The organism is Phytohabitans rumicis (assembly GCF_011764445.1).
GTDB lineage: Bacteria > Actinomycetota > Actinomycetes > Mycobacteriales > Micromonosporaceae > Phytohabitans > Phytohabitans rumicis.
Window position 1 is genome coordinate 722,265 of the sequence record NZ_BLPG01000002.1, and the last position, 25,808, is coordinate 748,072.

Consider the following 25,808-nt stretch of genomic DNA (forward strand, 5'->3'; position numbering starts at 1 on the left):
AGGAAGTCGGCGAAGTCTCAGGCGTTCGGGACCAGAGCGGCCAGCACCGCGGTCACCAGGGGCGAGGCGACGCTCACCGCGGTGATGGGGCTCCGCAGCACGTTGGTGTCGAGGCGCAGGCGTGCCTCCAGCCGCTCCCGGCCGTCCAGCCAGGTCTGGTCGGGGATGCCGTGCCTCGGCTCGCCGAGCGCGGCCTCGACCAGGCGGAACGCGTGTGAGCGCCAGGCCAGCACGAGCGGCACGACCGCGAGGGCGAGTACGGCGGCGAAGAAGGCGCCGTAGCTGAGCACCGCGGACGCGGGAAAGACGTCGTCGGCCAGGGCGCGAGAGTTGATCAGTGCGAGACGCAGGGCGCCGCTGAGGAAGACGGCGGTGGACACCAGCAGGGCCAGCGACAGCGTGCACCGCTCGATGACCTTCCATACCGCCAGGCTGTGCGTGACGGCGGCCGAGATCGCGGCACCGTCCAGCTTGTCCACGGTGAGCTCTTCGATCAGCTCGGGAGGGCGGACCTTGTCGACCTCGGCGCGCAGGATCCGCAGTTGCTCGTGGGCCAGCCACACGGTCAGCACCCACGGCGCGGCGGCGGTGGCGGCGACCAGCACCAGCGTCCGGGTGATCGTCGGGAAGCCGTCGATCGGTACGACGATCTTCTCGCCGGCGTTGTTCAGCGTCAGCATGGCCAGCACGGACGCCACGAGCAGGGCGTACGCGCCGAAGTGCCAGGTCCACCAGACGCGCCCGCGGGGCCACATCCGGCGGAACTCGTGGACGGTGGACAGGCCCCGGGTGAACAGGGCGGACCAGATGCCCAGCGAGAGGACGGCGACCGCGACCCACCCGCGGAACTGATCGGCGAACTCGTCGTTGGTGGCGTAGCGGTCGGCGTACCGCAGCAGCGCACCGGCCACGATGGCGGCCAGTACCAATGAGCCCACTGTGGTCGTCGCCGGCGACCGCCACTTGCTTCGTCGGGGGAGGTCACCCGGCGTGCCTGCGAACTACCCGCTGCCCTGGATGCCGGCGTGGACGAGGGCCTGCGCGGCCGGGTTGGCGAGGAGGGCGACCGCGGCCGCCAGGACCAGGGCCACCGCGGTGATCACGGCGCGGCGCAGCCCGGGAGTGATTGACATCTGTCGCATAGACGCAGGCTACCGGAAGCGGGCCAGGAACTCGGCGTTGCCGCGGGTCTTGGTGAGCTGCTCGAGCAGCCGCGGCAGGGAGGGCTGGGCGTCCTGGGTGGACAGGGCGCGGCGCAGTTGGCCGATCGCCGCCAGCTCGTCCGGCGCCAGGAGCAGGTCGTCCTTGCGGGTGCCGGAGGCGTGCACGTCCACCGCGGGGAAGACGCGCTTGTCGGCCAGCCGGCGGTCCAGGCGCAGCTCGGCGTTGCCGGTCCCCTTGTACTCCTCGTAGATCAGGGTGTCGCCGGCCGAGCCGGTCTCGACCAGCGTGCTGGCGACGATGGTCAGCGAGCCGCCCTCTTCCAGGGCGCGGGCGGCGCCGAGCAGCCTCTTGGGCGGGTGCAGCGCGGTGGTGCTGATGCCGCCGGACAGGATCCGCCCGCTCGCGGGGGCGGCCAGGTTGTACGCGCGGCCGAGCCGGGTCAGCGAGTCCAGCAGCACCACCACGTCGTGGCCGAGCTCGGCGAGGCGCTTCGCGCGTTCGATGGCGAGCTCGGCGACGGCGGTGTGCTCGTGCGGCGGCCGGTCGAACGGCGAGGCGACGACCTCGCCCTTGACCGACCGGCGCATGTCGGTGACCTCCTCCGGGCGCTCGTCGACGAGCAGCACCATCAGGTGGCACTCGGGGTGGTTGCGGGTGATGGCGCTGGCGATGGCCTGCAGCACCATCGTCTTGCCGGCCTTGGGCGGTGAGACGATCAGCGCGCGCTGGCCCTTGCCGATCGGCATGAGCAGGTCGATGACGCGCGTGGTCAGGATGTGCGGTTCGGTCTCCAGCCGCAGCCGGTCCCGCGGGAAGATGGGGGTGAGCTGGTAGAAGTCGGGCCGGCCGCGGGCCTGTTCGGGGTCCATGCCGTTCACGGTGTCGAGGCGGGCCAGCGGCGCGGCCTTGCCGCCCCGCCCGGCGCCGCCGGCCGGCTCGCCGCCGGCGCGCACGGCGCCGGTGACCAGGTCGCCGGCGCGCAGTCCGTGCCGCCGGATCAGCCCGGCCGGCAGGTACGCGTCGCCGGGGCCGGGCGCGTAGCCGTCGGCGCGGACGAAGCCGGCCGGATCCACGATCCCGGAGATGGGTAGATCTGTCCATTGTGGACTCATAGGGAAACTCCCATGAAGTGAGGTCCGGAGTAAGGAAACCGGAGGAGAGAACCATGCGGGCGAGTCAGATATGCGGGCGGCGAAGCGTCAGCCGGCATCCGCGGATGCGATCAACCAACGGTAGCACGTACCCGCTATGTTCGGGGCCCCCAACCCCCGAAGGAGCGTTGATGTCCCGATACCGGGCGATCCTGCCTCACCTGGTCTGGGAAGGCGTGCTGTTCCTCGTCCTCCTGGTCGCCGTGCTCGTGGTGACCGCCACCGGCGACCTGTTCCGCGGCTCGTTCGTGTGGTTCAACCTGGCCAACGTCGGCCTGCTGGCCAGCGCGTTCGCCCTGTCGCTGCGGACCGCCACACCGAACCTGGCGATCGGCGGGATCGCCGTGCTGACCGGGTGCGTGTACGCCAAGCTCACGCAGGAGGACTGGTCCGGCGTGCTGGCCGGCGTCGCCGCGGTGGCCCTGGCGCTCCTCATCGGACTGGTGCTGGGCGTGCTGACCGGGCTCACCTCGGCCCCGGCGTGGGCGGTCACGCTCGGCGGGTTGGCGATCACGCAGGCAGCGACGTACGGGCTCACCGACGGCCTGGTCCTGCCGCTGGGCAGCGGGCCGCCCGGCACCGGCACCGCCGTGCTGTGGACGCTGCTGCTCCTGGTGATCTCCATCGGCGGCGGCCTGTTGTGGCAGGTGCCGGCCGTCCGGGCGGCGCTCGGCGCCAGCCGTACGCCGGCCGACCTGGGCGGTGACAAGGTTCGCTTCCAACCGTCGCGGCTGGTCGGCGCGCTGGTCGGGATCGGTGGCTCCAGCGTGCTCGCCGCGCTCGCCGGGCTGGTCATCGTGTCGTACCTGGCCGCCGCGGCGCCGGGCGACGACGGCGGGCGGCTCCTGATCGCGATCGGTGCGGCGCTGCTCGGCGGGGTCAGCGTGTTCGGCGGGCGCGGTGGCATCGCCGGCACCGTCCTGGCCAGCGCCGTGCTCGTCGTGGCCAACCACGGCCTGATCCAGACCGAGGCACCGCGCTGGATGACGATCTGGCTGATATCGATCGTGGCGATCCTGCTCGGTGTGCTGGTCAGCCGGACCCTGGAGGCGCTCAGGCCCAACCAGCTGACCTAGGCGGTCCGCCACGGCACGATGCGGTGCACGGTGGCCAGGGTCAGCGCCAGCACCGTGCAGGTGACGCCGGCGATGCCGGCGGCGGCCCCGGCGTACGCGGTCAGCAGCGTGGTCCGGCCCATCTCGTCGACCGGCGTCGTGCTCGCGGCGTCGGTGGCCCGGTACGCCCAGGCCGCCGCCGCGAGCAGCGCCAGCCCGGTGATCATCAGCGCCACCGCCGCGAACGGGTGGGCGTCCCCGGTCCGCACGTAGGCGTCCCGGCCCTGGGCCAGCACCAGCAGCAGCCCGGCCGCGGCCGCCCACCCGCCGACGATCAGCACCGCCCCGGCCACGTCGCTGGGGCGGTGCCAGCCGAGCGACATGGTGGCGACGCCGGCCACCGTGGCGTACCCGGCTCCGGCCACCGCCGCCAGCCCGCGTACCCGGGGCGGCAGCACCAGCACGAGCGCGACGACCACCGACATGGCCACCGTGGCGTGGCCGCTGGGGAAGCTGTTGCCGGCGCTCGCGCGTTCCGGATCGATGCCGAAGTCGGGCCGGTAGAGGCCGTGTTTGAGCACCTGGGTCGTCAGGTTGGCCCCACCACGAACGCGGTGGCCACCAGCGTCAGCAGCAGCCGGCCCCGGGCCAGCGCGACCACCGCGACGATCGCGGTCGCGACGGCCAGCGACGTCAGGGACACCGCGTTGAGTACGGTGTTGGCCAGCCCGTCGACCCGGTCCTGGCCGATGGTGTTGCCGGCCAGGGCGATCGTGTCGAGGAGTTGGCCCGGCTCGCCGCGCACGAAGAAGCGCCACAGCGCCACCAGCGCGGCGGCCTCCGCGGCACCCACCAGGAGCAGCCAAAACGCGGGGAACGCGACGGTACTGCCCCGGACCCGGGTCTGCGTCTCTACGGTCACGGAACCCCTTATTCCCGTTCTCATCGTCGTCTCATCATCCGGGGCGCAACGTCATCTCGTCACCCGATCGGGAAGGAGCGAGATGGCATCCCGGCGACGTGGCCCGGTAACAACCGCGGCCACCGTATCCATCCTGTCCGTCATGGCGGTCACCCTTGCCGCCTGCGGCAGCAGCAGCGGGGGCGGTGCGTCCTCCGGCGACCAGCCGGTCCAGGGCGGTACGCTCAAGCTGCTGGGCAGCAGCGACGTCGACCACCTCGACACCGCCAGCGCCTACTACACGGCAAGCTACACGCTGGTGCGGGCGTTCACCCGCCAGCTGTTCAGCTATCCCGCGACGACCGACACGACCGCGGCGAACACCCCGGTCGCGGACCTCGCCAGCGAACTGCCGACCAAGGACAACGGCGGCATCAGCGCGGACGGCAAGACGTACACGATCCATCTGCGCACGGGCGTCAAGTGGAACACGACGCCGGCGCGCGACGTGACCGCGCAGGACGCGGTGCTCGGCCTCAAGCGGCTGTGCAACCCGGTCAGCCCGGTCGGCGCGCCCGGCTACTACGAAAACACCATCGTCGGGATGACGGCGTACTGCGACGGCTTCGCCAAGGTGCCCGGCACGGCGTCGGCGATCGCGGCGTATGTCAACGGGCACGACATCTCCGGCGTCCGGGCCACCGACGACCACACGCTGGTGTTCACGCTGACCCAGCCGGCCAGCGACTTCGTCAACATCCTGGCGATGCCGTTCGCCTCGCCGGTGCCCAAGGAGTACCTGAACTACGTGCCCGACGACGCCACGTTCCGGCAGCACACCATCTCCGACGGCCCGTACCAGATCGTGAAGTACAAGGCCAACCAGGAGATCGACCTGGACCGGAACCCGGCGTGGGACCAGAGCACCGACCCGCTGCGCCACCAGTACGTCGACCACATCACGGTCACCATGGGCCAGGACGCCGGCCCGGTCCAGCAGCAGATCCAGGCCGGGACGGCGGACCTGGAATGGGACACCGTGGTGCCGACCGCGAACATCCCGGCGCTGCAGGCGGCCAAGGACGACCGGCTGGGCCTCTACCCGGCCCTGGACACCAACCCGTACCTGCTGTTCAACCTGCAGAGCCCGACGTCGAACAGCGCGCTGAAGAACGTCAAGGTGCGCCAGGCCATCGAGTACGCCATCGACAAGGTGGCGATCGGGCAGGTGTACGGCGGGCCGGCCGTCAACACGCCGCTCGGCCAGGTGATACCGCCCGGCAACGTGGGCTACCAGCAGTTCGACCCGTACGCGACGGCGGATAGCAAGGGCGACCCCGGCAAGTGCAAGCAGATGCTCGCCGACGCCGGCTACCCGAACGGGATCACGATCAAGGACGTCTACCGCAACGCCGGCAACCACCCGGCCGTGGCGCAGGCGGTGCAGGCCGACCTGAAGAAGTGCGGCATCACCGACAAGCTCATCCCGGTCAACCAGGGTGACTACTACGGCAAGTACCTCAACAGCCCGGATGCGGCCAGGCGCGGGGTCTGGGACATCACCGAGCCGGGCTGGGTCCCCGACTGGTACGGCAACAACGGGCGGGCCATCATCGAGCCGCTCTTCGACGGCCGGCACTACGGGCCCAACTCCGTCGACTACGGCGACTACGACAACCCGGCGGTCAACGCGCTGATCGACAAGGCGCTGTCCGCGCCCGACCAGGACACGGCCGCGACGTACTGGCACCAGGCCGACGAGCAGATCATGAACGACGCGGCGATCGTGCCGTTCCAGACGCAGAAGACCGCGCTGTTCCGCTCCTCGCGGGTGCACAACGCCATCTTCTGGCCGTTCGCCCAGGCGTACGACGTGACGCAGATCTGGCTGCAGCCATGAGCCTGCTCGACGTCAGCGACCTGTCCGTCTCGTTCGCCACGCCCGACGGCACGGTACAAGCGGTACGCGGAGTGTCGTTCGGCCTGGAGGCGGGCAGGACCCTGGGGATCGTGGGCGAGTCCGGTTCGGGCAAGAGCGTGGCCGCGCTCAGCCTGCTCGGGCTCGCCCGCGGGGCCACCGTCGGCGGCCGGGCGCTCTTCGCCGACCGGGACCTGCTGAGCATGCCGGAGCCCGAGTTGCGGGGCATCCGCGGCGCCCGGATCGCCATGGTGTTCCAGGACCCGCTGTCCAGCCTGCACCCGCTGTACACGGTGGGCTGGCAGATCGAGGAGGCGATCCGCGCACACGCCCCGGTCCGCCGCGCGGAGGCACACCGGCGGGCGATCGACCTGCTCGGCACGGTCGGCATCCCGAACGCGCGGGAGCGGGTCGACGACTACCCGCACAAGTTCTCCGGCGGCATGCGGCAGCGCGTGATGATCGCGATGGCGCTCGCTCTGGACCCGACGATCGTCATCGCCGACGAGCCCACCACGGCGCTGGACGCGACCGTGCAGGCGCAGATCCTGGACCTGTTGATGCGCCTGCGACGGGAACTCGGCATGGCTCTGATCATCATCACGCACGACCTGGGCGTCGTCGCCCAGTTGGCCGACGAGGTTCTCGTCATGTACGCGGGCCGAGTGGTGGAGGTGGCGGACCGGCACACTCTTTATTACCGGGCGCACCACCCGTACACGCTCGGCCTGCTCGGTTCGGTGCCGTCCACTGTGGGCGGTGGACGGCTCCGGCCGATTCCCGGGCAGCCGCCCAGCCCGATCCGCCTGCCGCGAGGGTGCCCCTTCCACCCCGCTGCGAGTACGTGCTGGATCGGTGCCGGGTGGACGAGCCCGGACTACTGCCGGTGGCCGGCGGTGCCGGCCACCGGTCAGCCTGCTGGCTGCCGGCGACGCGGGCACAGAGGAGCGTGGCGGCATGAATCTGCTCCAGGTCGACGAGGCCGTCCGGCACTTCCCGCTCAAGGGCCGCGCCGGCGCGGTACACGCCGTCGACGGGGTCAGCCTGACGGTACGCCGCGGCGAGACGCTCGGCCTGGTCGGCGAGACCGGCTGCGGCAAGTCCACGTTGGCCCGGCTCATCTGCCGGCTCGACGACCTGACCGGCGGGCGGATCGTCTTCGACGGCCGGGACATCACCCGGCTGTCCCGGCGGGAGCTCGCCCCGATCCGCCGCGACGTCCAGATGATCTTCCAGGACCCGTACGGCTCGCTGAACCCGCGCCGCCGGGTGGGGTCGATCATCGGCGATCCGTTCGCCATCCACCGCATCGCCGACGGCCGGGACCGGCGCCGCCGGGTCAAGGAGCTGATGGAGCTGGTCGGGCTGAACCCGGAGCACTACAACCGCTTCCCGGCCGAGTTCTCCGGCGGGCAGCGCCAGCGCATCGGCGTCGCCCGCGCGCTGGCCCTGCGCCCGAAGCTGCTGGTCTGCGACGAACCCGTGTCCGCCCTCGACGTGTCGATCCAGGCGCAGGTGATCAACCTGCTCGACGAGCTGCAGGACCTGCTGGGCCTCACGTACGTGTTCATCTCGCACGACCTGTCCGTGGTACGCCACGTCAGCGACCGGGTCGCGGTGATGTATCTGGGCCGGATCGTGGAGGTGGCGCCCGCGCCCGAGTTGTACGCCCGGCCGCGGCACCCGTACACGGCGGCGCTGCTGTCCGCGGCGCCGGTCGCCGACCCGGACCTGGCCGACCGGCGGCAGCGGATCCTGCTCAGCGGCGACGTGCCGTCCCCTGTGGACCCGCCGAAGGGCTGCCGGTTCCACCCGCGCTGTCCCAAGGCTCAGGATCGCTGCGCTCTGGAGGAGCCGCATCTGGTGTCCCGCGACGCGGATCCGGAAAGCCACGCCACCGCGTGCCACTTCCCGGTCGACTCGACGAGTGAACTGGTCGCGGCGTGAGCGAGCGAGCTGGCGCGGCGGCGTCTGGACTGAGGAGCGCAGCGACGAGGAAAGACGTCGCCTTCAGCGCCGCGCGAGCGAGCGAATCAGCAGGCACAGCCGCCGGCATCGAGGGCCGCGGCCCGCTGCGGCTCGCCTTCGCCCGGCTGCGCCACGACCGGGTGGCGATCGCCTCGGCCGCGGTCATCGTCACCCTCGTCGTGGTCGCGCTCGCCGCGCCGTTGATCGCCCACCTCGTCGGCCACGACCCGGACACCCAGTACCGGGACACCGGCCTGACGCCGGCCGGGCTCCCGGTCGGGCCGAGCCGCCACTTCCTGCTGGGCACCGACAACCTGGGCCGGGACGTGCTGGTCCGGATCGCCTACGGCACCCGGGTTTCGCTGATCGTCGGCGTACTGTCCACTGTGCTCGCCGTGGCGCTGGGTGTCGTGATAGGAGTGACCGCCGGCTACTTCCGCGGCGCCACCGACACCGTCCTGGCCCGGTTCATGGACGTGGTGCTGTCGTTCCCGTTCCTGCTCTTCGCGATCGCGCTGGTGTCGGTCGCGGGGCCGAGCCTGATCGTGTCGATCCTCGTCATCGCGTTCTTCTCGTGGGCCGCGGTGGGCCGGATCGTACGCGGGCAGACACTGTCCATCCGGGAGCGTGAGTACGTGGCGGCCGCCCGGTCGCTGGGCGCGAGCGACCTGCGCATCATGTTCGTCGACGTGCTGCCCAACCTGGTCGCGCCGGTGATCGTGTACACCACGCTGCTGATCCCGACCGCCATCGTCTTCGAGGCGACGCTGTCGTTTCTCGGCATGGGCGTGGTGCCGCCGACGCCGACCTGGGGCAACATGCTGTCCGACTCGTTGCAGTATTACCAGGTGGCCTGGTGGTTCGTGCTCTTTCCCGGGCTGGCGCTGCTGATTACCACCCTTGCCTTCAACCTGCTGGGCGACAGCGTCCGCGACGCACTGGGGTGAAAGATGGTCAGATTCATCGTCCGGCGGCTGCTCTTCGGCGTTCTGGTGCTGTGGCTGATCAGCGTGGCCGTGTTCGCGCTCTTCTTCGTCGCCCCGCACGACCCGGCACGGACGATCGCCGGCCGGCAGGCCACCCCGGAGACGGTCGCCCTCGTCCGGCACCGGCTCGGGCTGGACCAATCGGTGCTGTCCCAGTACGGCCACTTCCTGAGCCGGCTGCTGCACGGCGACCTCGGTTACTCGTACTACAACTCCGAGCCGGTGCGTTCGCTGATCGCCACCCGGCTCCCGGTCACCCTCTCGCTGACCCTCGGCGGCGCCGTACTGTGGCTGATCCTGGGTGTGGGCATCGGGGTGATGGCCGCGCGGCGCCCGCGCAGCCTCCTCGACCGCACGGCGACGGTCTTCGTGCTCGGCGGCCTGTCGATGCCCACGTTCCTGGTTGGACTGTTGCTTTTGTACTTTCTCTTCTTCCGGCTGCACCTGGCCGGCATCGACGCCTTCCCCGGCGGCGGGTACGTCCCGCTGACGCAGAGTCCCGGCCAGTGGGCGCAGCATCTCGTGCTGCCGTGGCTGACCCTCGCGCTGGTGTCCGCCGCCACCTACTCCCGGCTGACCCGGGCGGCGCTGCTGGAGGTGCTGGACGAGGACTACATCCGCACCGCGCGCTCCAAGGGCCTGTCGGAGCGGCGCGTCATCTACCGGCACGCGCTGCGCAGCGCGCTCACCCCGGTCGCCACCCAGCTGGGCATCGACGTGGGCGCGCTGCTCGGCGGCGCCATCATCACCGAGAACGTCTTCGGGCTGCCCGGCCTCGGCCAGCTCGCCGTCCAGTCGGTCACCACCCAGGACCTGCCGGTCATCGTGGGCATCGTCCTGGTGGCGTCGGCGTTCGTGGTGCTCGCCAACCTCGCGGTGGACCTCACGTACGCGGTGCTTGACCCGAGGGTGCGCCCGACGTAACGTCGAAACAGGCCGAGAGGCGCTGCAACGGGTTTCAACAACCCGCCACGCTCGGCCATGCGAAATCCGCAAGGGCGCCTCCTATTACAGGAGGTGCCTTCTTCGTGAGCACCCGTTTGCAACACGTCAATGGCCTCGACTTCGCGGTGGCGGACCTCTCGCTGGCCACCGCCGGCCGGCACCAGATCCGGCTGGCCGAGCACGAGATGCCCGGCCTGATGGAGCTGCGCCGCCGGTTCGCCGCGGACCAGCCGCTGCGCGGCGCCCGCGTCGCCGGCTCGCTGCACATGACCGTGCAGACCGCCGTCCTCATCGAGACCCTCGCCGCGCTGGGCGCGCAGGTCCGCTGGGTGTCCTGCAACATCTTCTCCACCCAGGACGAGGCCGCCGCGGCCGTCGTCGTCGGCCCGACCGGCACCGTCGAGCGGCCGGCGGGCAGCCCGGTGTTCGCCTGGAAGGGCGAGACGCTCGCCGAGTACTGGTGGTGCACCGACCAGCTCTTCGACTTCGGCGACGGGCAGGGGCCCAACATGCTGGTCGACGACGGCGGCGACGCCACCCTGCTGATCCACAAGGGCGTCGAGTTCGAGGCGGCCGGCGCGGTGCCGCAGGCCGGCGAGCACGACCACGAGGAGTACCGGCTGATCCTGGACACGCTGTCCGCCAGCCTGGCCGCGGACGGCCGCCGCTTCACCCGGATCGCCGCCGGCATGCGGGGCGTCTCCGAGGAGACCACCAACGGCGTCGGCCGCCTCTACAAGCTCGCCGCCGAGGGCCGCCTGCTCTTCCCGGCCATCAACGTCAACGACTCGGTCACGAAGTCGAAGTTCGACAACAAGTACGGCATCCGGCACTCGCTCGTGGACGGCATCAACCGCGCCACCGACGTCATGCTCGGCGGCAAGATCGTCGTCGTCTGCGGGTACGGCGACGTCGGCAAGGGAGCGGCGCAGTCGCTGCGCGGGCAGGGTGCCCGGGTCGTGGTCACCGAGATCGACCCGATCTGCGCGCTACAGGCCGCGATGGACGGCCTGCAGGTGGTGCTCCTCGACGACGTGGTCGCCGAGGCGGACCTGTTCATCACCACGACCGGTGGCACCGACATCATCAGCGCCGAGCAGATGGGCCGGATGAAGCACAACGCGATCGTCGGGAACGTGGGCCACTTCGACACCGAGATCGACATGGCGGGCCTGGCCCGCGTTCCCGGGATCGAACGGATCGAGGTCAAGCCGCAGGTGCACGAGTGGCGGTTCCCCGACGGGCACTCGATCCTGGTGCTGTCCGAGGGGCGGCTGCTCAACCTGGGCAACGCCACCGGGCACCCGAGCTTCGTCATGTCCAACTCGTTCGCCAACCAGACCCTCGCCCAGATCGAGCTGTTCACCAAGCCCGACGCGTACGAGAACCGGGTCTACATGCTGCCCAAGCACCTCGACGAGGAGGTCGCCCGGCTGCACCTGGACGCGCTCGGCGCGCGCCTGACCACGCTGACCAAGAAGCAGGCCGAGTACCTCGGCGTCGACGTCGCCGGGCCGTACAAGGCGGACCACTACCGCTACTGAGGCGCGCTTGCATCGATTGATCTGACTGTATAGTTTGAGACTCTCGCGAGTCGGCTCCCGGGCACCGCCTTCGCACCCATCGGCATACCCCCGGGAGTCCTGACATGCGCAAAGCGCGTCCTCGCGTCCTCCTCGCCGCGGCCACGGTGGTGGCCGTCGGCGTGGTGGGAAGCGTTACCGCCGTGACCGCCGCGTCCGCCGCGGCCGGCTGCTCCGTGGCATACACGGTCGGCTCGCAGTGGCCGAGCGGCTTCACCGGCAACGTCAACATCACCAACCTCGGCGACCCGATCAACGGGTGGACGCTGACCTGGTCGTACACCGCCGGGCAGACGGTCACCCAGGCATGGAACGCGACAGTGACGCAGAGCGGCGCCGCGGTGACCGCCCGGAACATGTCCTACAACGCCACCATCGCCACCAACGGCAGCACGGCGTTCGGCTTCAACGGCTCCTGGACCGGCAGCAACCCGGTGCCGACCAGCTTCGCCCTCAACGGCACCACCTGCACCGGCGGAGTTACCCCGACCACCGCGCCGACCACGGCCGCACCGACCACCGCGCCGCCCACCAGCGCCCCGCCGACCACGCCGCCGCCGAACAACCGGACCTTCAACAACCCGTTGAAGGCGCAAGGTCCGGATCCGTGGTTGACGTACTACAACGGCTTCTACTACCTGGCCACGACGACGTGGAACAACACGATCACGATGCGCAAGTCGGCCACGCTCGGTGGGCTGCGCACCGCCCCCGACACCCTGCTGTTCACCCTCACCCGGCCGAACGGTGCCGGCACGATGTGGGCGCCGGAGTTCCATCTGCTCAACGGGCCGAGCGGGCAACGCTGGTACTTCTACTACACCGCCGGCCAAGAGCCCTACAACCTGGGCACCCAACGCATCCACGTGCTGGAAAGCGCCGGCCTGGACCCGATGGGCCCCTACACGTTCAAGGCCGACATGCTCGACCCGACCGCGGACAACACCTGGGAACTCGACCCCGGCATCCTGCAACTCAACGGCCAACTCTATTTGCTCGGCACGTTCTACAACGGATCCCAACCCATGTTCATCCGCCCGCTGTCCAACCCCTGGACCGCCTCCGGCACCCGCCGGACCCTGTCCACCCCCACCTACTCGTGGGAAACCGTGGGTGGCGCGGTCAACGAAGGCGGCGAAGTCCTGCAACGCAACGGCAGAACCTTCATCATCTACTCCGCCTCACACTGCTCCACCCCCGACTACAAACTCGGCATGCTCACCTACAACGGCGGCGACCCACTCCTGTCCTCCTCCTGGACCAAATCAGCCAACCCCGTCTTCCAACGCTCCAACGCCAACGGCGTCTACGGACCCGGCCACAACGGCTTCTTCAAATCCCCCGACGGCACCGAAGACTGGATCGTCTACCACGCCAACAGCTCCACCAGCGGCGGCTGCGACATGAACCGCTCCACCCGCGCCCAAAAATTCACCTGGAACGCCGACGGCACCCCCAACTTCGGCACCCCCGCATCCCTGAACACCGCACTCGCCGTACCAAGCGGCGAACCCGCCTCCTAAGAGCACTCCGCGGCTAGCGCGCCCCGGTCCCGCAGGTCCAGCGGGCCGGGGTGCGCGCGCTGTCGCCGGCGATCAGGGTGCCGTCGGTGTTGAACGCGTTGGCGTTGCTGGGGCCGGAGCCGGCCAGGTGCGGCAGCGTGCGCCGCGTACCGTCCGGCGCTACCAGCGTCGCGGTGCCGTCGGACTGGTTGACCACGAGCAGCCCACCGGCGCTGATCGCACCCGTCCGGCCGGCGGCCACGGCGGTGGCTTCGCCGGTACGCAGGTTCCAGCGGACCGCGATGCGCCGCTCGGCGGGCCGCAGAACGCCGCCCAGCAGGTCCGGCGCCGGCCGGTCCGCGTCGTCGAGCTGCCCGTACGCCCAGTCGCCGCGCACGCCGAGCGCCTCCCCGCCGGCTGTTCCGGGCGGCTGGGCTAGCGGGCCGCCCCGCCCGTCGGCGTCCCACCGGTAGGGGCCGCCGCCGTTCCGCGCGCCGACGACCACCCCGGAGTCGGCGATGCCGAACGCCATCGCCTCGCCCTTCGCGGCCAGCACGACCACCCGGGCGTCCGCGGTGGCGCCGTACCAGACCGCCGCCGCCGTCCGGCCGCCGCCGAACAGCACGCCGGCGACGTGGCCGGCCTTGTTGATCGAGTACGCCGCGGCGCCGTCGAACCCCGCCGGGATGGGCAGTTCGGCGACCGTGTCGCCGGCGTACGCCCAGGCCGTCTGACGGCCATCGGCGCCCAGGGTCCGGCCGACCACGACTCCGCTGTCGTTCACGCCGGTGGCGATGCCCGCGCGGATGCCCCGGATCGGCTGGGGGCGCGGCCCCTCCCAGCGGACCGGCGTCGCCGTCCCGTCCCCGGCGGCGAAGCCGGCCAGGTAGCGGCCGTCCGGCGAGGCGGCGCTGACCGAGCCGTACCGGGTGCCGTCGGGCAGCGCCAGCCGTTCGACGGTGCAGCCGGGCGCGGGCCGCACGGCCGGTGGCCCGGTGTCGCCGCCGCGGGTCGCGCCGAGGCCGGTCACCGCGGCGAACGCGGCGAGCAGGACCGCGAACACGCCCACCACCGCCACGGCCGACCGGGTGCGGCGACGGGCGGCCCGCCGGCCGTTCCGCACCAACTCGGACAGGTCGATCCGGGTGGGTGGCGGGTCCACTGTCGACATCAGGTCGCGCATCATCGTCTCGTCGGACGCCGTCATCGCCGTCTCCTCAGGTTGGCCGCCGGCCCTCACCCATCTGTCGGGTCCAAGGGCCCCGCAGGTTGTCCCCGACCGGGAGAAATGGCAGGGTGTCCAGTCGTGTCGATCATCCGGGTGGAGGGGCTGGTCAAGGAGTTCCGCCGGCCCCGGCGGTACCGCGGCCCGCTCGGCGGGCTGCGTACGCTGTTCTCCCGCCAGTACACGGTGAACCGGGCGGTGGACGGGGTCACCTTCGCGATCGAGCCGGGCGAGCTGGTCGGCTACCTCGGCCCGAACGGTGCCGGCAAGTCCACGACCATCAAGATGCTCACCGGGATCCTGGTGCCGACGTCCGGCGTGGTCGAGGTGGCCGGCGTGACGCCGTGGCGGGACCGGGAGCGCAACGCCCGGCAGATCGGTGTGGTGTTCGGCCAGCGCAGCCAGCTGTGGTGGGATCTGCCGCTGCGCGACTCGCTCACGCTGATCGGCAAGCTGTACCAGGTGCCGGCGGACCGGTTCCGGCGCAACGAGGAACGCTTCACCGAGCTGCTCGGGCTGGGCGAGTTCCTGGACACGCCGGTGCGGCAGCTGTCGCTGGGGCAGCGGATGCGCGGGGACCTGGCGGCCGCGATGCTGTACGAGCCGCGCATCCTCTACCTGGATGAGCCGACGGTGGGCCTGGACGTGGTGGCCAAGGAACGGATCCGCGCGTTCGTGGGCCAGCTGAACGCCGACTCCGGCACCACGGTCATCCTGACCACCCACGACCTGGACGATGTGGAACGGCTGTGCCGGCGCATCATCCTGATCGACCACGGCACGGTCCTGTACGACGGCGACGTGGCGTCGTTGAAGGCCCGCTACGCGCCGTACCGGGAGCTGGTGGTGCACGCGGAGGAGCGGATCGAGGTGCCCGGCGCGCGGACCACCAAGCACGAGGACGGGCGGTCGTGGCTGCGCTTCGACCCGGCCCGCACGCAGGTTGCCGACCTGATCGGGGCGGTGCTCGCGGCGTACCCGGTCACCGATCTGTCCATCGTGGAGCCCGACCTGGAGGGCGTGATCCACCAGATCTACGCCGCCGGCGACCGCTCGTGAGCCGCTACCTGGCCTGCGCCCGGATGCAGTTCGCCACGGTGCTGACGTACCGCGCCGACTTCCTGCTCACGCTCGGCCTGCTGCTGGTGCAGATCTACCTGCTGCGGGTGGTGTGGACCGCGGTCTACGCGGACCGCGAGGTCGCCGCCGGCGTGTCCGTGCACACCATGATCGCGTACGCGACGCTGGTGTCGGTGCAGTATGCCCTGTTCACGTCGTGGCGGTTCTCCCAGATCCCGCAGCGGGTCCGCGAGGGCAAGGTCGCCATGGACCTGCTGCGACCGGTCGGCTTCTGCGGCCAGATGCTCGCCGGGCAGGTCGGCGGCACCGCGGCCACCCTGCCGTTCATCCTGGTGGTCCTGCCGTTCGCGCTGCTGGTGGGCGGCGCGGCGGCCCCGGCCTCGGCGCTCGCCGCGGTCTGCTACGCGGTGAGCCTGCTGCTCGCGTACGTGATCACGCAGTTGCTGGCGCTGACGGTGGGCATGGTCGCGTTCTGGACGCTGGAGACGACCGGCATGTTCATGATCTACCGGGTGGCGGCTCAGTTCCTGTCCGGCGCGCTGGTGCCGCTGTGGTTCATGCCGGAGCCGCTGCGGCTGGTGGCACAGCTGCTGCCGTTCCAGGCCACCGCGTACACGCCGACCGCCGCGTACCTCGGCCAACTGCACGGCTCGGGCTTGGCCGCCGCGCTGGGCGTCCAGGTGCTGTGGGTGGGCCTGCTCGCCGCCCTGGCCCGGCTGGTCTGGTCCCGCGCCGTCTACCGCGTCGTGGTGCAGGGCGGCTGACGGTGCGCGCGTATTGGATCCTGCTCGGGGCGGCCCTGCGCGCCGAGGTGCAGTACCGGGCGAACTTCCTCATCAACGTGATCGGCGGGATCTGCTACCAGGGCGTGGGGCTGGCGTTCATCTGGGCGGTGCTGAGCCGGTTCGGCACCGTCGGCGGCTGGACGCTGGGCGAGGTCGCCTTCCTGTACGCCATCCGGCTCACCGCCCACGGCCTGTGGATCGTGCCGTTCGGGCAGCTCATCAGCGTCGACGAGGTGGTACGCCAGGGCGAGTACGACCGGTACCTGGTCCGCCCCGCGAACCCCCTCGTCCAGCTCGTCACCCGGCGGATCCACCTGACCGCCACCGGCGACCTGGCCGGCGGCGTGCTGCTGCTGGCGGTCGCCTCGCTCCAGGCGCCGGTGGACTGGTCGCCGGCGGCCATGGCGTTCCTGCTGCTCGCGGTGCTCGGCGGGGCGATGGTCGAGCTGTCGCTGCAGCTGGCCGCGTCCGGGCTGGCGTTCCGGTTGCTGAGCACGATGTCGCTGAAGTTCGGCATCGACGCGGTGTTCAACGAGGTGGGCAGCTACCCCTGAAGATCTTCGGCGCGGCGGCCCGGTTCGGGCTGACGTTCGTGTTTCCGCTCGCGTTCGTGGCCTACCTGCCGGCCGCCGTGCTGCTGAACCGCACCGGCGAGTTGGCCGTGCCCGCCTGGCTGGCATGGGCCTCCCCCGCCGTCGGCGGCCTGCTGACGTTCCTGGCGTACCGGTTCTGGCGCTGGCAGTCGCGCTACTACACCAGCTCCGGGCACTAGCTCCCGAGGTACGCGAGCACCGCCAGTACCCGCCGGTGGTCGTCGTCGGCGGGCGGCAGGTCCAGCTTGGTCAGGATGTTGTTGATGTGCTTGCTGACCGCCTTCTCCGTGATCACCAGGCGGCCGGCGATGGCGCCGTTGGAACGCCCCTCGGCCATGACGGCCAGCACCTCCAGCTCACGCGGGGTCAGCGTGGCGAGCTGGGCGCCGCGGCCGCCGCTGCCCAGCAGCTGCGCCACCACGTCGGGGTCCATCACCGTGCCGCCGGCGGCCACCCGCCGGACCGCGTCGACGAAGTCCCGCACCTCGCCGACCCGGTCCTTGAGCAGGTAGCCCACCGCACCGGCCCGATCGGCGAGCAGCTCGCGGGCGTACACCTGCTCGACGTACTGGGAAAGGATCAGCACCGGCAGCGCGGGCACCGCGCGCCGCGCGGCGATCGCCGCCCGCAGTCCCTCGTCGCGGAACGTGGGCGGCAGCCGCACGTCCACGACCGCCACGTCCGGCCGCACGTCCACCAGCGTGTCGGCCAGGGTGGCGCCGTCGTCGACCGCGGCCACCACCTCGAAGCCGTACGCGGTCAGCATGCGGACCATCCCGTCGCGCAGCAGCACGAGGTCTTCGGCGATCACGACGCGCACGGCAGCTCCGCCTCCACGAGCGTGGGACCACCGGCCGGGCTGGTGACCCGCACGGTGCCGTCGAAGGGCGCCAGCCGCCGCTGGATGCCGCGCAGCCCGGTGCCGCCGGCCGGGTCCGCCCCACCAGATCCATCATCGTGTACGCGCAACCGCAGCGACCCCTCATCGTCCACAACGGACACGGCGATGCGGCTGGCTCCACTGTGCTTGATGGCGTTCGCGAGCGCCTCGGCCACCGTGAAGTACGCCGCGGACTCGACCGGCGCGGCGAGCCGCCGGTCCAGCCGCACGTCGAGGTCGACCGGGATCGAGCTGGCCAGCGCCAGCGCCTGCAGCGCCCCGGGCAGGCCGCGGTCGGCCAGCAGCGGCGGGTGGATCCCGCGTACCAGGTCGCGCAGCTCGCTGGTGGCCTGCCGGGCGCCGGCCCGCGCGTCGGCGAGCAGCGCCTTCGCGGCGTCCGGGTCGGTGTCGAACATGTCCTGCGCCATGCCCAGGTTCATGGTCAGCGCGACGAGCCGGGCCTGCGCGCCGTCGTGCAGGTCACGCTCGATGCGGCGCAGCTCGACGGCCGACGCGTCCACCGCCGCGGCCCGGGTCTGCGCCAGGTGCTCGACCTGGGCGGCCAGGCGTGCGGCAGTGGTCGGCGCGAGCAGCCGGCGGGCGAGCCTGCCCTCCCCCGCGAAGTACGCCCGCGGCCCCCAGTAGGCGGCGAGGACGGCCAGCACGCCGATCGGGATGACGAGGAACGCCGTCTTCCAGTCGGTGATCGGGATCCCCTGGTAGTCGAACCGGGTGTCCCGGGGCACCAGCGCGTAGATCAGCGGCATGAGGATGCCCTGCGCCCCGGTGAGCCACAGGCCGGCCAGCACGATCGCCAGGATGCCGGCCGGCACCTGGACCGCCAGCCAGGCCAGGTCGCGCCAGGTGGCCGGGTCGGTGAGGATCGTCCGGACCCGGCCCAGCACCCCGGCCGGCAGCGGCGCGTACGCCGAGGCGATGGCCGGGGTGCTCCGGCGCCGGCGCGCGCCGGCCATCCGGCGGGTCACCCCGACCACCTCGACCAGGACGGGCAGGCCGAGCCCGCCGACGAGGCACAGGACGAGCGCGACCGGCGTGAGCGGCAGCAGCAAGCTGGCCGCCAGGCCCATCCCGCCGCTGATCAGCAGCTCGCGCAGATCGCGCCCGACCCGCCGCCCCATCGTCCTCACCGAACCCATTCTCACCGAACCCGCCCGACACAGATCAGTGGACATCTACTAATTCATGTTGGATCCGATATTCCGGAGCCTGGACCTTTGCTGGCCAGAACGCGGCCCGGCCCAGCAGCGCCGTCAGCGCCGGCACCAGCAGCCAGCTCAGCACGAACGTGGACAGCAGGATCCCGACCGCCACCGCGAAGCCGACCTGCGCCAGCGTCGCCGACACCGTCAGCGCCCCGAACGACGCCGCCAGGATCACCCCGGCCGCGGCCACCGGCGGCCCGGCCCGGCGCAGCGCCACCGCGGCGGCCTCCCGCGCGGTGCGGCCCTCCCGCATCTCCTCGCGGATCCGGGCGATCATCAGGATGTTGTAGTCGGTGCCGATCGACGCCACGAACATGTAGACGATCAGCGGCATGGTGAAGTCCAGACCGGGCCGTCCGGCGGCGCCCTGGAAGACCAGCACGCACGCGCCCAGCGTGGCGAGGAACCCGCCGACCACCGCGCCGAGCAGGTACAGCGGCGCGAACAGCCCGCGCAGCATCACCAGCAGCACCAGGCCGATCAGCACCCCGGCAGCCGGCAGGATCACCGTCATGTCGGCGCTCACCACGTCCCGCACGTCCGCGAACGTCGACGTCTCGCCCCCGACGTACGCGGTGGTGCCGGGCGGGGCGGCGGCATGTGCGGCCGGGCGCAGCTGGTCCACCACCCCGTCGAGCGCCTCCTCGCTCAGCGGGTCCGCCGCCAGCAGCAGGTCGACCTGGGCGACGTCGCCGTTGACCCGTACGCCGCCGACCTCGCCGACGATGGACACCTCGGTGAGCTTGCGCGCGTACGCCACGGCGGCGTCCTCGGTGATGCCCGGCCCGGTCAGGTAGACCGAGGTAGGGCTCAGCGTGCCGGCCGGGAACCCGGCCTCCAGCTGGGTCATCGCGCGGGCGGACTCGGTGCCACCGGGGATGGATCCGATGTCGTAGCTGGCCTGGTATCCGAGCGCGCCCGCGCCGAGTGCCGCGAGGATCGCCACCGCGGCGAACGCCACCCGCACCGGACGGCGGGCCACCAGCGCACCCGTACGCGCCGCGAGCCCCTCCTTCGGCTCCCGCCGCCACGCCTTCGACGGCCAGAACGCCCGGTGCCCGAGCAGCGCGAACACCGCCGGGATCAGGGTCAGCCCGGCGAACACCATCACGAGTACGGCGATCGCCAGCGCCGGACCGAGGATCTGGAACGACCCGAACCCGGACAGCAGCAGCGCCCCGAACGACACCGCGACCGCGACGGCGGACACCGCGATGGCCTCGCCGACCCGGCCGAGCGCGGACACCATGGCGGTCCGCCGGTCCTCGCCGAGCCGCAGCCGCTCCCGGTACCGGAAGAGCAGGAACACCACGTAGTCCGTGCCCACGCCGAAGAGCACGACGGGCAGCAGGCCGCTGACTGACTCGTCAAGCAGGACGCCGGACGCCTTGGCGGCGAGCGCGAGGAGCGCCACCACGCCCTGGCCGACCAGCGCGATGATCAGGATGTTGAGCAACGCCACCCACGGGCTCCGGAAGATCACCACGAGCAGCACGATGATCATCACCAGCATGCCGGCACTGACCAAAATATCCAATATCTCGGTGTCTTTAGCCACCGCCGCCTCGCCCGTGTAGCCGGCGCGCAACCCCGTTCCCCGTACCAAATCCTGTGTCTTGGCGCGCAGGTCGCCGACGGCGGCCAGGGTCTGCTCGTGATAGGCGCCCTTGGTGAAGGCCACCTGCGCCAACTGCACCTTGCCGTTCGGCGACCGGGCCGCGTCCGACGTCGCCACCTCACGCACCCCGGCGACCCGGGCGTCACTCAGCGCCTGCACGACCTCCGCCGCCTTGGCCCGGTCGCGCCCGTCCAGCACCGCCCCGTCGGCCCGCGACAGCACAAGTACGGCGCTCCCGCCCCCGTCGTCCCCGGTCGGGAACGCCTTCTCGGCCAGCTTCATCGCCTGGGCCGACTCGTAGTGGTCCGGCAGGAAGTCCGCCTCGTTGCTGCCCGAGACCGCCGCCGGCCCCTCCTCCCCAGCACGGCGAAGCTCAGCCCACCCAGCGCGACGACCGCCACCACCCAGGCCAGGATCACCCGGACCGGATGGCGCACCACCGCCGATCCCCATCGCACGAACACTCTCCCGCTCCCTTCACATCGACAAGATCGACGCTAGGGATCGACGCCCGCCCGCTCGATGGTGCACGAACGCGTCTTCCTGGTAGTGCCAGCACCCCCACACCACTCCCCCACGCCGCTCCCCTTCTCCGCCCGCCGCCCAGGGCGGGCCCGCCGATCAAGGGCCTACCCCGCCGATCAAGGGCTTGCCCGCCGATCAAGGGCGAACGGTCGTGCTTCGATCTCCAATCCACGGCCATTTGCCCTTGATCGACGCCAAAGTCCTTGATCGACGGACCCCCGGCGAGCGCGGCGCAGGCCAGACGCGGGCCGAGCGCGAGCCGAGCGCGGGCCGAGCGCCGCGCCGCGCCGCGCCGATCAAGGCTTTTCCCGCCGATCAAGGGCGAACGGTCGTGCTTCGATCTCCGAACCACGGCCATTTGCCCTTGATCGACGCGGAAGTCCTTGATCGACGGACGGACGGACGGACGGGCGCGGCGCGGCCGGGCGCGGACTCCGCGGGCGCGGCGGGCGCGGGTGTGGGTGTGGGTGTGGGTGTGGGTTGGGGCCGTGTGGCGGTGGCGAGATCGGTTACCCACCGCGCTGACTCGCAGGGCCGATAATCGACAGATGGCAATGCATTCGGTACCCCTGGCGATCGGCCTGGACCTCGGCGGCTCAAAGGTCGCGGGCGGGGTGGTCGACGGCACCGGCGCGGTCGTGGAGCGGCTCGCGACCAGCCCCGCGGAGGCGCACACCCCGGAGGACGTGCTGCGTACCGTCCTCGACATCGTGGCCGGGGTGCGGCGACGCCACGCGGTCGACGGCATCGGGATCGGCGTCGCCGGGCTGGTCGACTGGCCGGCGGGCGGGTGCGATGGTCGTTCAACACCGGATACGACGGCATGGAGCTGCGCCGGCTGGTGGCGGACGCCACCGGGCTGCGGGTGGTGGTGGACAACGACGCCAACGCGGCGGCCTGGGGTGAGGCGTACCCGCCCGGCGGGGCCGGGCTGGCTGGCTCGCTGCGCTCGCTTCGGCCCCGGCTGCCGGCAGACTCCGCGCCTGTCGCTCCGCGCCAGACTCCGGACTCCGCCGGCCCCGGGGCCGCCGACGGGTACCTGGCGATGCTGTGCGTGGGCTCGGGCCTCGGCGGCGGCTTCGTCCTCGGTGGTGAGGTCTACCGCGGCGCCACCGGCATCGGGGCGGAAATCGGGCACCTGCCGGTCGACAGTGGCAGCACGGAGCTCTGCGGCTGCGGCTGCGGTCTGGCCGGCAACCTGGGCACGCTGGCCTGCGGGCCGGCGCTCGCCCGCGCGGCACGGCGCGCCGCGGCGGCGGACCCGGACGGCCTGATCGCGCGGCTGGGCCGTGGCCCGCAGGGGGTGACCGGCCAGACCGCCACCGAGGCCGCACGCCTGGGCGACCCGGCCGCCCGCGAACTGTTCGCGCGCATGGGCCACTGGCTGGGCGTCGGCGCGTCCGTCCTGGTGACGCTGCTGGATCTGCGCCGGATCGTGGTCGGCGGTGGCCTCGTCGCGGCCAGTGACCTGTACCTCGACCAGATGCGCGAGACGATGCGGCGACACACCTTCGCCCACGAGCATCGCGAGCTGCCGTCGATCACGCCGGCCCGCCTCGGCGCCGAGGCCGGGTGGGTCGGCGCGGGACTGCTCGCCCTGCACCGCCCACCGCCTACGACCGGCGAGCGGTGAGCAGCAGCGGCGTACTGACCCCGTGCCGTGCGCTCAGGTCGGCGAGGAAGCCGCCCAGCCAGCCGAGCGCGTCCAGCGACCACTCGGCGAGCGTGCCGTGAAAGGTCACCCGGTGCCGGGGCGGGCCGTTCCAGAACCAGTCGTCGAACGGGGGCGCCATCGGCGGCGGATCGGACAGGGAATGCGACTCGCACACGAACGTGTCCTGCTCCTGGCTCATCCACTCCCGCATCCCCGGCGCCGCCGAACGGATGGACGGATCCGTGCCACTGTCCAATGTGACCCGCACCGGCGTCCGCGACAGCGGGTCACCGTCGCCGTACCACGCGGCGGTCTGCAGCGACGGCATGTGGCCGTACGCCGGGCGCGACGACGGGTCGAGACCCTGGACGGGCAGCAACACCTGCACCGCCGTCAGCTCCAGGCGGCCCATCCGCGCCACCGCGTCACCCGCGCAGCGCAGGAACGGCTGCACCGGCAGCGGCCGGCCGGCGGGCACCTCCTCGGCCCCCACCTGAAACCACGCGACCAGTGACGCTCCGGCGTCAGCGAGCGGGTGCTCCCGGTCGGCGTCGTTCATGCCCCACAGGCCCGCCGCCCCGACCTCGTCGAGCCACCCCATGGCGAGCGACCGATGGTAGAACAGCCAGTACGCGTCCCGGTCCGTGTCCGGGTCCAGCCACGGATGCGGCACCAACTCGCCGTACAGCGCCGCGAACATGGTGCCCGCGAACGCGCGCGAACCGGGCGCCGATCCGGGGCGGGCCTCGTCGCTGTTGCCTGTCATCGGCTGTCTCTCCACTCCATGATCCATGCGAGAGGGTGTCCATCGCGGGGCATGTCGTTCGTCGTGGTGGTGAGGTAATCACACCGAACCGAGGAGAGGCGATGCGATATTTGATGCTGGTCTACGTGGACGAATCCGTGGATGAGGGCCCGTCGCAGGTCGTGCCCTGGGTGCAGGAGATGGACGACCGCGGCGTGCGGACGTTCGGTTCCCGGCTGCGCCCGGCCAGCGACACCACCACCATCGAGGTACGCGACGGCGAGGTGCTGCTGTCGGACGGGCCGTTCGCGGAGACGAAGGAGCAGATCGGCGGGTTCGACCTGCTCGAGTGCGCGGACCTGGACGAGGCGATCGAGGTGGCGGCCCGGCACCCCGGGGCCACCGGCGGGCGGATCGAGATCCGGCCGCTCTGGGAGGCGTGAGGCGCCGGCCCGTACGCTGACCGCTCGTGGGTGATCTGGTCGGCACCGTCGCGGCGGCGGTGGGGGTGTTCGCGGGTACGAACGTGGACGACCTGGTCGTGTTGACGGTGCTGTTCCTGGCGGCGCGCACGGCCGGGCGGCCCCGGCCCTGGCAGATCTGGGCCGGCCAGTACGCCGGGATCGGGGTGCTGGTCGCGGTCTCCGCCGTCGCGGCGCTGGGCCTGACGATCGTCCCCGACGGGTGGATCCGGCTGCTCGGGCTGATCCCGCTCGCCTTGGGCGTGCGCGGCCTGATCGCGGCGCTCCGCCACGACGACGACGCGCCGGAGCCGGTGACCGCCTCCGGGCTGCTTTCCGTCGCGGGAGTCACCATCGCCAACGGCGGCGACAACATCTCCGTCTACACCCCGCTGCTGCGCACTATCGGGCTCGCCGGCAGCCTGGTGACGGTCGCCGTGTTCGCCGTGTTGGTCGCGGTGTGGTGTGCGGCCGGGTCCCTGCTCGCCTCCCACCCGAAGGTGATCGCGGGCGCGCGCCGGTACGGCCATTGGATCGTCCCCGCCGTGTTCATCGCCGTCGGCGCGCTCATCCTGGCTGGCTGAGCGCACCGAATCGGACAAAGCCCAGTCAGGATGAGCGCAGGTACGCGAGCACGGCGCGTACCCGGCGGTGGTCGTCGGTGTTGTCGGCGGGCAGATCGAGCTTGGTGAAGATCGAGCTGATGTGCTTGCCGACCACCTTCTCGCTGACGATCAGCGCCCTGGTGATGGCCGCGTTGGAGCGGCCCTCGGCCATGAGGGCGAGCACCTCGCGTTCGCGCGGGGTGAGCCGGGCCAGCGGGCTGCGCCGCCGGGCCAGCAGGTGGCGTACGACCTCCGGGTCGATGACGCAGCCGCCGGCGGCCACCCGCTCGACGGCGTCGACGAAGTCGCGCACCTGCAGGACGCGGTCCTTGAGCAGGTAGCCGACGCCACCGTCCGGAGTGGACGCCAAGAGGGTGTCGGCGTACGCGGCGGCCACGTACTGGCTCAGGATCAGGATGGGCAGGCGGGGATGGTCGCGGCGCAGTGCGAGCGCGGCCCGCAGCCCTTCGTCGGCGAACGTCGGGGGCATGCGCACGTCGGTGACCACGATGTCCGGCGCGTGCTCGGCGACGGCGGCGGCGAGCCCGTCCGCGTCGCCGGCGACGGCGACCACCTCGTGGGAGAAGCGGGCCAGCAGCGCCACCAGTCCCTCGCGCAGCAGCACGGCGTCGTCGGCGATGACTAGGCGAAGCCGGGCCACGGCAGCTCCAGTCTGAGCACGGTCGGCCCGCCGACCGGGCTGGACAGGGTCAGCGCGCCGCCGTGCGCGTCGGCCCGGTCGGCGAGCCCGGTCAGCCCGGTGCCCCGGGCCGGGTCGGCACCGCCGCACCCGTCGTCGCGTACCTCGATGACGAGCCGCGCGCCGCGCCGGCCGCCGCGCACCGCGATCTGGGTGGCGCCGGCGTGCCTGGCGGCGTTGGTGAACGCCTCCGCGACCACGAAGTACGCCGTCGCCTCCACTGTGGACGGCGGCCGGTCGGGCAGGTCCACGGTCACGGTGACCGGCACGGTGGACCGGTCGGCCAGCTCGGCGATCGCGGCGGGCAGGCCGAGGTCGGTGAGGACCCGCGGGTGGATGCCCCGGACCAGCTCGCGCAGCTCGGCCAGGACCGCGCCGGCCTGGTCGGCGGCCCGCCGCACCAGCGGCTTGGCGGCCTCGGCGTCGCCGTCGTCCAGCTCCATCCGGACGGCGACCAGGGTCATGCCCAGTTCCAGCAGGCGCTGCTGGGCCCCGTCGTGCAGGTCCCGTTCGATGCGCCGCCGCTCCACCTCGAACGCGT

General features: G+C 71.9%; 21 protein-coding genes, 4 pseudogenes and 1 riboswitch. Of the genes and pseudogenes, 14 read left to right on the forward strand and 11 right to left on the reverse strand.

All coding sequences use genetic code 11. From position 1 onward, the window contains the following. Positions 1-17 precede the first annotated feature (17 nt). The 3 genes and pseudogenes from Prum_RS46930 to rho all read right to left on the reverse strand — a co-directional run. On the reverse strand, positions 18-929 hold the full coding sequence (locus Prum_RS46930; RefSeq protein ID WP_173085930.1) for a hypothetical protein: 912 nt from the start codon (positions 927-929) through the stop codon (positions 18-20). Positions 930-1,001: 72 nt separating this feature from the next. Next, a complete protein-coding gene (locus Prum_RS46935; protein WP_173085932.1) occupies positions 1,002-1,142 on the reverse strand; it encodes a hypothetical protein in 141 nt (46 codons plus the stop codon). A gap of 9 nt (positions 1,143-1,151) precedes the next feature. After that, positions 1,152-2,255, reverse strand: a pseudogene (gene rho / locus Prum_RS46940) (transcription termination factor Rho); the annotation flags it as partial. 191 nt (positions 2,256-2,446) lie between these two features. Between rho and Prum_RS46945 the strand changes: the two are divergent. Next, positions 2,447-3,391: an ABC transporter permease gene (locus Prum_RS46945; protein ID WP_173085935.1), complete on the forward strand. Its 945-nt coding sequence runs from the start codon at positions 2,447-2,449 to the stop codon at positions 3,389-3,391. Here Prum_RS46945 and Prum_RS46950 read toward each other — a convergent pair. Continuing rightward, a pseudogene (locus Prum_RS46950) lies at positions 3,388-4,316 on the reverse strand (phosphatase PAP2 family protein). The gene Prum_RS46945 and the pseudogene Prum_RS46950 sit on opposite strands and share 4 nt — an antisense overlap. Positions 4,317-4,434: 118 nt before the next feature. Here Prum_RS46950 and Prum_RS46955 point away from each other — a divergent pair. The 7 genes and pseudogenes from Prum_RS46955 to Prum_RS46985 all read left to right on the forward strand — a co-directional run bounded on the left by Prum_RS46955 (position 4,435) and on the right by Prum_RS46985 (position 13,194). Next, the gene (locus Prum_RS46955) at positions 4,435-6,171 is read left to right on the forward strand and encodes an ABC transporter substrate-binding protein (RefSeq protein WP_246278806.1); all 1,737 of its coding nucleotides are present in this window, start codon (positions 4,435-4,437) and stop codon (positions 6,169-6,171) included. Further along, a pseudogene (locus Prum_RS46960) lies at positions 6,168-7,150 on the forward strand (ABC transporter ATP-binding protein). Before Prum_RS46955 ends, Prum_RS46960 begins: the two are co-directional and overlap by 4 nt. Then, positions 7,147-8,136: an ABC transporter ATP-binding protein gene (locus Prum_RS46965; protein WP_173085939.1), complete on the forward strand. Its 990-nt coding sequence runs from the start codon at positions 7,147-7,149 to the stop codon at positions 8,134-8,136. Before Prum_RS46960 ends, Prum_RS46965 begins: the two are co-directional and overlap by 4 nt. Beyond that, positions 8,133-9,104, forward strand: coding sequence for an ABC transporter permease (locus tag Prum_RS46970; RefSeq protein WP_246278807.1), 972 nt, complete (start codon positions 8,133-8,135; stop codon positions 9,102-9,104). Before Prum_RS46965 ends, Prum_RS46970 begins: the two co-directional genes overlap by 4 nt. Before the next feature lie 3 nt (positions 9,105-9,107). Then, entirely contained in the window at positions 9,108-10,067 is a 960-nt protein-coding gene (locus Prum_RS46975; RefSeq protein WP_173085941.1) for an ABC transporter permease, read from the forward strand. Positions 10,068-10,075: 8 nt separating this feature from the next. Further along, positions 10,076-10,154, forward strand: a riboswitch (S-adenosyl-L-homocysteine riboswitch). A gap of 17 nt (positions 10,155-10,171) precedes the next feature. After that, positions 10,172-11,632 (forward strand): adenosylhomocysteinase, encoded by a 1,461-nt coding sequence (gene ahcY / locus Prum_RS46980; protein ID WP_173085943.1) that lies wholly within the window; start codon positions 10,172-10,174, stop codon positions 11,630-11,632. 104 nt (positions 11,633-11,736) lie between these two features. Next, a complete protein-coding gene (locus Prum_RS46985) occupies positions 11,737-13,194 on the forward strand; it encodes a family 43 glycosylhydrolase (RefSeq protein ID WP_173085945.1) in 1,458 nt (485 codons plus the stop codon). 13 nt (positions 13,195-13,207) lie between these two features. Here Prum_RS46985 and Prum_RS46990 read toward each other — a convergent pair whose 3' ends face one another. Beyond that, positions 13,208-14,380, reverse strand: coding sequence for a hypothetical protein (locus tag Prum_RS46990; protein WP_173085947.1), 1,173 nt, complete (start codon positions 14,378-14,380; stop codon positions 13,208-13,210). Positions 14,381-14,479: 99 nt separating this feature from the next. Between Prum_RS46990 and Prum_RS46995 the strand changes: the two genes are divergently transcribed. The 3 genes and pseudogenes from Prum_RS46995 to Prum_RS53325 all read left to right on the forward strand — a co-directional run bounded on the left by Prum_RS46995 (position 14,480) and on the right by Prum_RS53325 (position 17,035). Continuing rightward, a complete protein-coding gene (locus Prum_RS46995) occupies positions 14,480-15,457 on the forward strand; it encodes an ABC transporter ATP-binding protein (protein WP_173085950.1) in 978 nt (325 codons plus the stop codon). Beyond that, complete coding sequence (locus Prum_RS47000; RefSeq protein WP_218577937.1) at positions 15,454-16,242, forward strand: ABC transporter permease; 789 nt, start codon at positions 15,454-15,456, stop codon at positions 16,240-16,242. Before Prum_RS46995 ends, Prum_RS47000 begins: the two co-directional genes overlap by 4 nt. A gap of 128 nt (positions 16,243-16,370) precedes the next feature. After that, positions 16,371-17,035, forward strand: a pseudogene (locus Prum_RS53325) (ABC transporter permease). On the opposite strand, the gene Prum_RS47010 reads toward Prum_RS53325, so the two are convergent. From Prum_RS47010 to Prum_RS47020, 3 genes are read right to left on the reverse strand one after another with little or no spacing between them, the layout of a single operon-like run. Continuing rightward, complete coding sequence (locus tag Prum_RS47010) at positions 17,032-17,676, reverse strand: LuxR C-terminal-related transcriptional regulator (protein WP_173085952.1); 645 nt, start codon at positions 17,674-17,676, stop codon at positions 17,032-17,034. The pseudogene Prum_RS53325 and the gene Prum_RS47010 overlap by 4 nt on opposite strands. Continuing rightward, positions 17,664-18,875, reverse strand: a complete 1,212-nt coding sequence (locus tag Prum_RS47015) for a sensor histidine kinase (RefSeq protein ID WP_218577992.1) — start codon at positions 18,873-18,875, stop codon at positions 17,664-17,666. The genes Prum_RS47010 and Prum_RS47015 overlap by 13 nt, the downstream gene beginning before the upstream one ends. Before the next feature lie 43 nt (positions 18,876-18,918). Continuing rightward, positions 18,919-21,030, reverse strand: coding sequence for an MMPL family transporter (locus Prum_RS47020; protein WP_173085956.1), 2,112 nt, complete (start codon positions 21,028-21,030; stop codon positions 18,919-18,921). Positions 21,031-21,892: 862 nt separating this feature from the next. Here Prum_RS47020 and Prum_RS47025 point away from each other — a divergent pair. Continuing rightward, the gene (locus Prum_RS47025) at positions 21,893-22,735 is read left to right on the forward strand and encodes an ROK family protein (protein ID WP_173085958.1); all 843 of its coding nucleotides are present in this window, start codon (positions 21,893-21,895) and stop codon (positions 22,733-22,735) included. Here Prum_RS47025 and Prum_RS47030 read toward each other — a convergent pair. After that, complete coding sequence (locus Prum_RS47030; protein ID WP_173085960.1) at positions 22,716-23,522, reverse strand: hypothetical protein; 807 nt, start codon at positions 23,520-23,522, stop codon at positions 22,716-22,718. The two genes, Prum_RS47025 and Prum_RS47030, sit on opposite strands and share 20 nt — an antisense overlap. Positions 23,523-23,623: 101 nt before the next feature. Here Prum_RS47030 and Prum_RS47035 point away from each other — a divergent pair, with 101 nt between their 5' ends. Both Prum_RS47035 and Prum_RS47040 read left to right on the forward strand, forming a co-directional pair. Continuing rightward, entirely contained in the window at positions 23,624-23,944 is a 321-nt protein-coding gene (locus tag Prum_RS47035) for a YciI family protein (RefSeq protein ID WP_173085962.1), read from the forward strand. A 26-nt stretch (positions 23,945-23,970) separates the two neighbouring features. Then, complete coding sequence (locus tag Prum_RS47040) at positions 23,971-24,546, forward strand: cadmium resistance transporter (RefSeq protein ID WP_173085964.1); 576 nt, start codon at positions 23,971-23,973, stop codon at positions 24,544-24,546. Between the two features lie 25 nt (positions 24,547-24,571). Here Prum_RS47040 and Prum_RS47045 read toward each other — a convergent pair whose 3' ends face one another. Then, entirely contained in the window at positions 24,572-25,228 is a 657-nt protein-coding gene (locus Prum_RS47045) for a response regulator transcription factor (RefSeq protein ID WP_173085966.1), read from the reverse strand. Continuing rightward, a complete protein-coding gene (locus tag Prum_RS53330) occupies positions 25,210-25,797 on the reverse strand; it encodes a sensor histidine kinase (RefSeq protein ID WP_246278808.1) in 588 nt (195 codons plus the stop codon). Before Prum_RS53330 ends, Prum_RS47045 begins: the two co-directional genes overlap by 19 nt. Between the last annotated feature and the right edge of the window lie 11 nt (positions 25,798-25,808).

What these genes read in the sequence shown, in the direction of transcription:
- Prum_RS46935 (WP_173085932.1), bottom strand. Translation starts at nt 1,142, where the DNA reads ATGCGACAGATGTCAATCACTCCCGGGCTGCGCCGCGCCGTGATCACC.
- Prum_RS46945 (WP_173085935.1), top strand. Translation starts at nt 2,447, where the DNA reads ATGTCCCGATACCGGGCGATCCTGCCTCACCTGGTCTGGGAAGGCGTG.
- Prum_RS46955 (WP_246278806.1), top strand. Translation starts at nt 4,435, where the DNA reads ATGGCGGTCACCCTTGCCGCCTGCGGCAGCAGCAGCGGGGGCGGTGCG.
- Prum_RS46965 (WP_173085939.1), top strand. Translation starts at nt 7,147, where the DNA reads ATGAATCTGCTCCAGGTCGACGAGGCCGTCCGGCACTTCCCGCTCAAG.
- Prum_RS46975 (WP_173085941.1), top strand. Translation starts at nt 9,108, where the DNA reads ATGGTCAGATTCATCGTCCGGCGGCTGCTCTTCGGCGTTCTGGTGCTG.
- Prum_RS46985 (WP_173085945.1), top strand. Translation starts at nt 11,737, where the DNA reads ATGCGCAAAGCGCGTCCTCGCGTCCTCCTCGCCGCGGCCACGGTGGTG.
- Prum_RS46990 (WP_173085947.1), bottom strand. Translation starts at nt 14,380, where the DNA reads ATGACGGCGTCCGACGAGACGATGATGCGCGACCTGATGTCGACAGTG.
- Prum_RS47015 (WP_218577992.1), bottom strand. Translation starts at nt 18,875, where the DNA reads ATGGGGCGGCGGGTCGGGCGCGATCTGCGCGAGCTGCTGATCAGCGGC.
- Prum_RS47020 (WP_173085956.1), bottom strand. Translation starts at nt 21,030, where the DNA reads ATGGGGATCGGCGGTGGTGCGCCATCCGGTCCGGGTGATCCTGGCCTG.
- Prum_RS47030 (WP_173085960.1), bottom strand. Translation starts at nt 23,522, where the DNA reads ATGACAGGCAACAGCGACGAGGCCCGCCCCGGATCGGCGCCCGGTTCG.
- Prum_RS47035 (WP_173085962.1), top strand. Translation starts at nt 23,624, where the DNA reads ATGCGATATTTGATGCTGGTCTACGTGGACGAATCCGTGGATGAGGGC.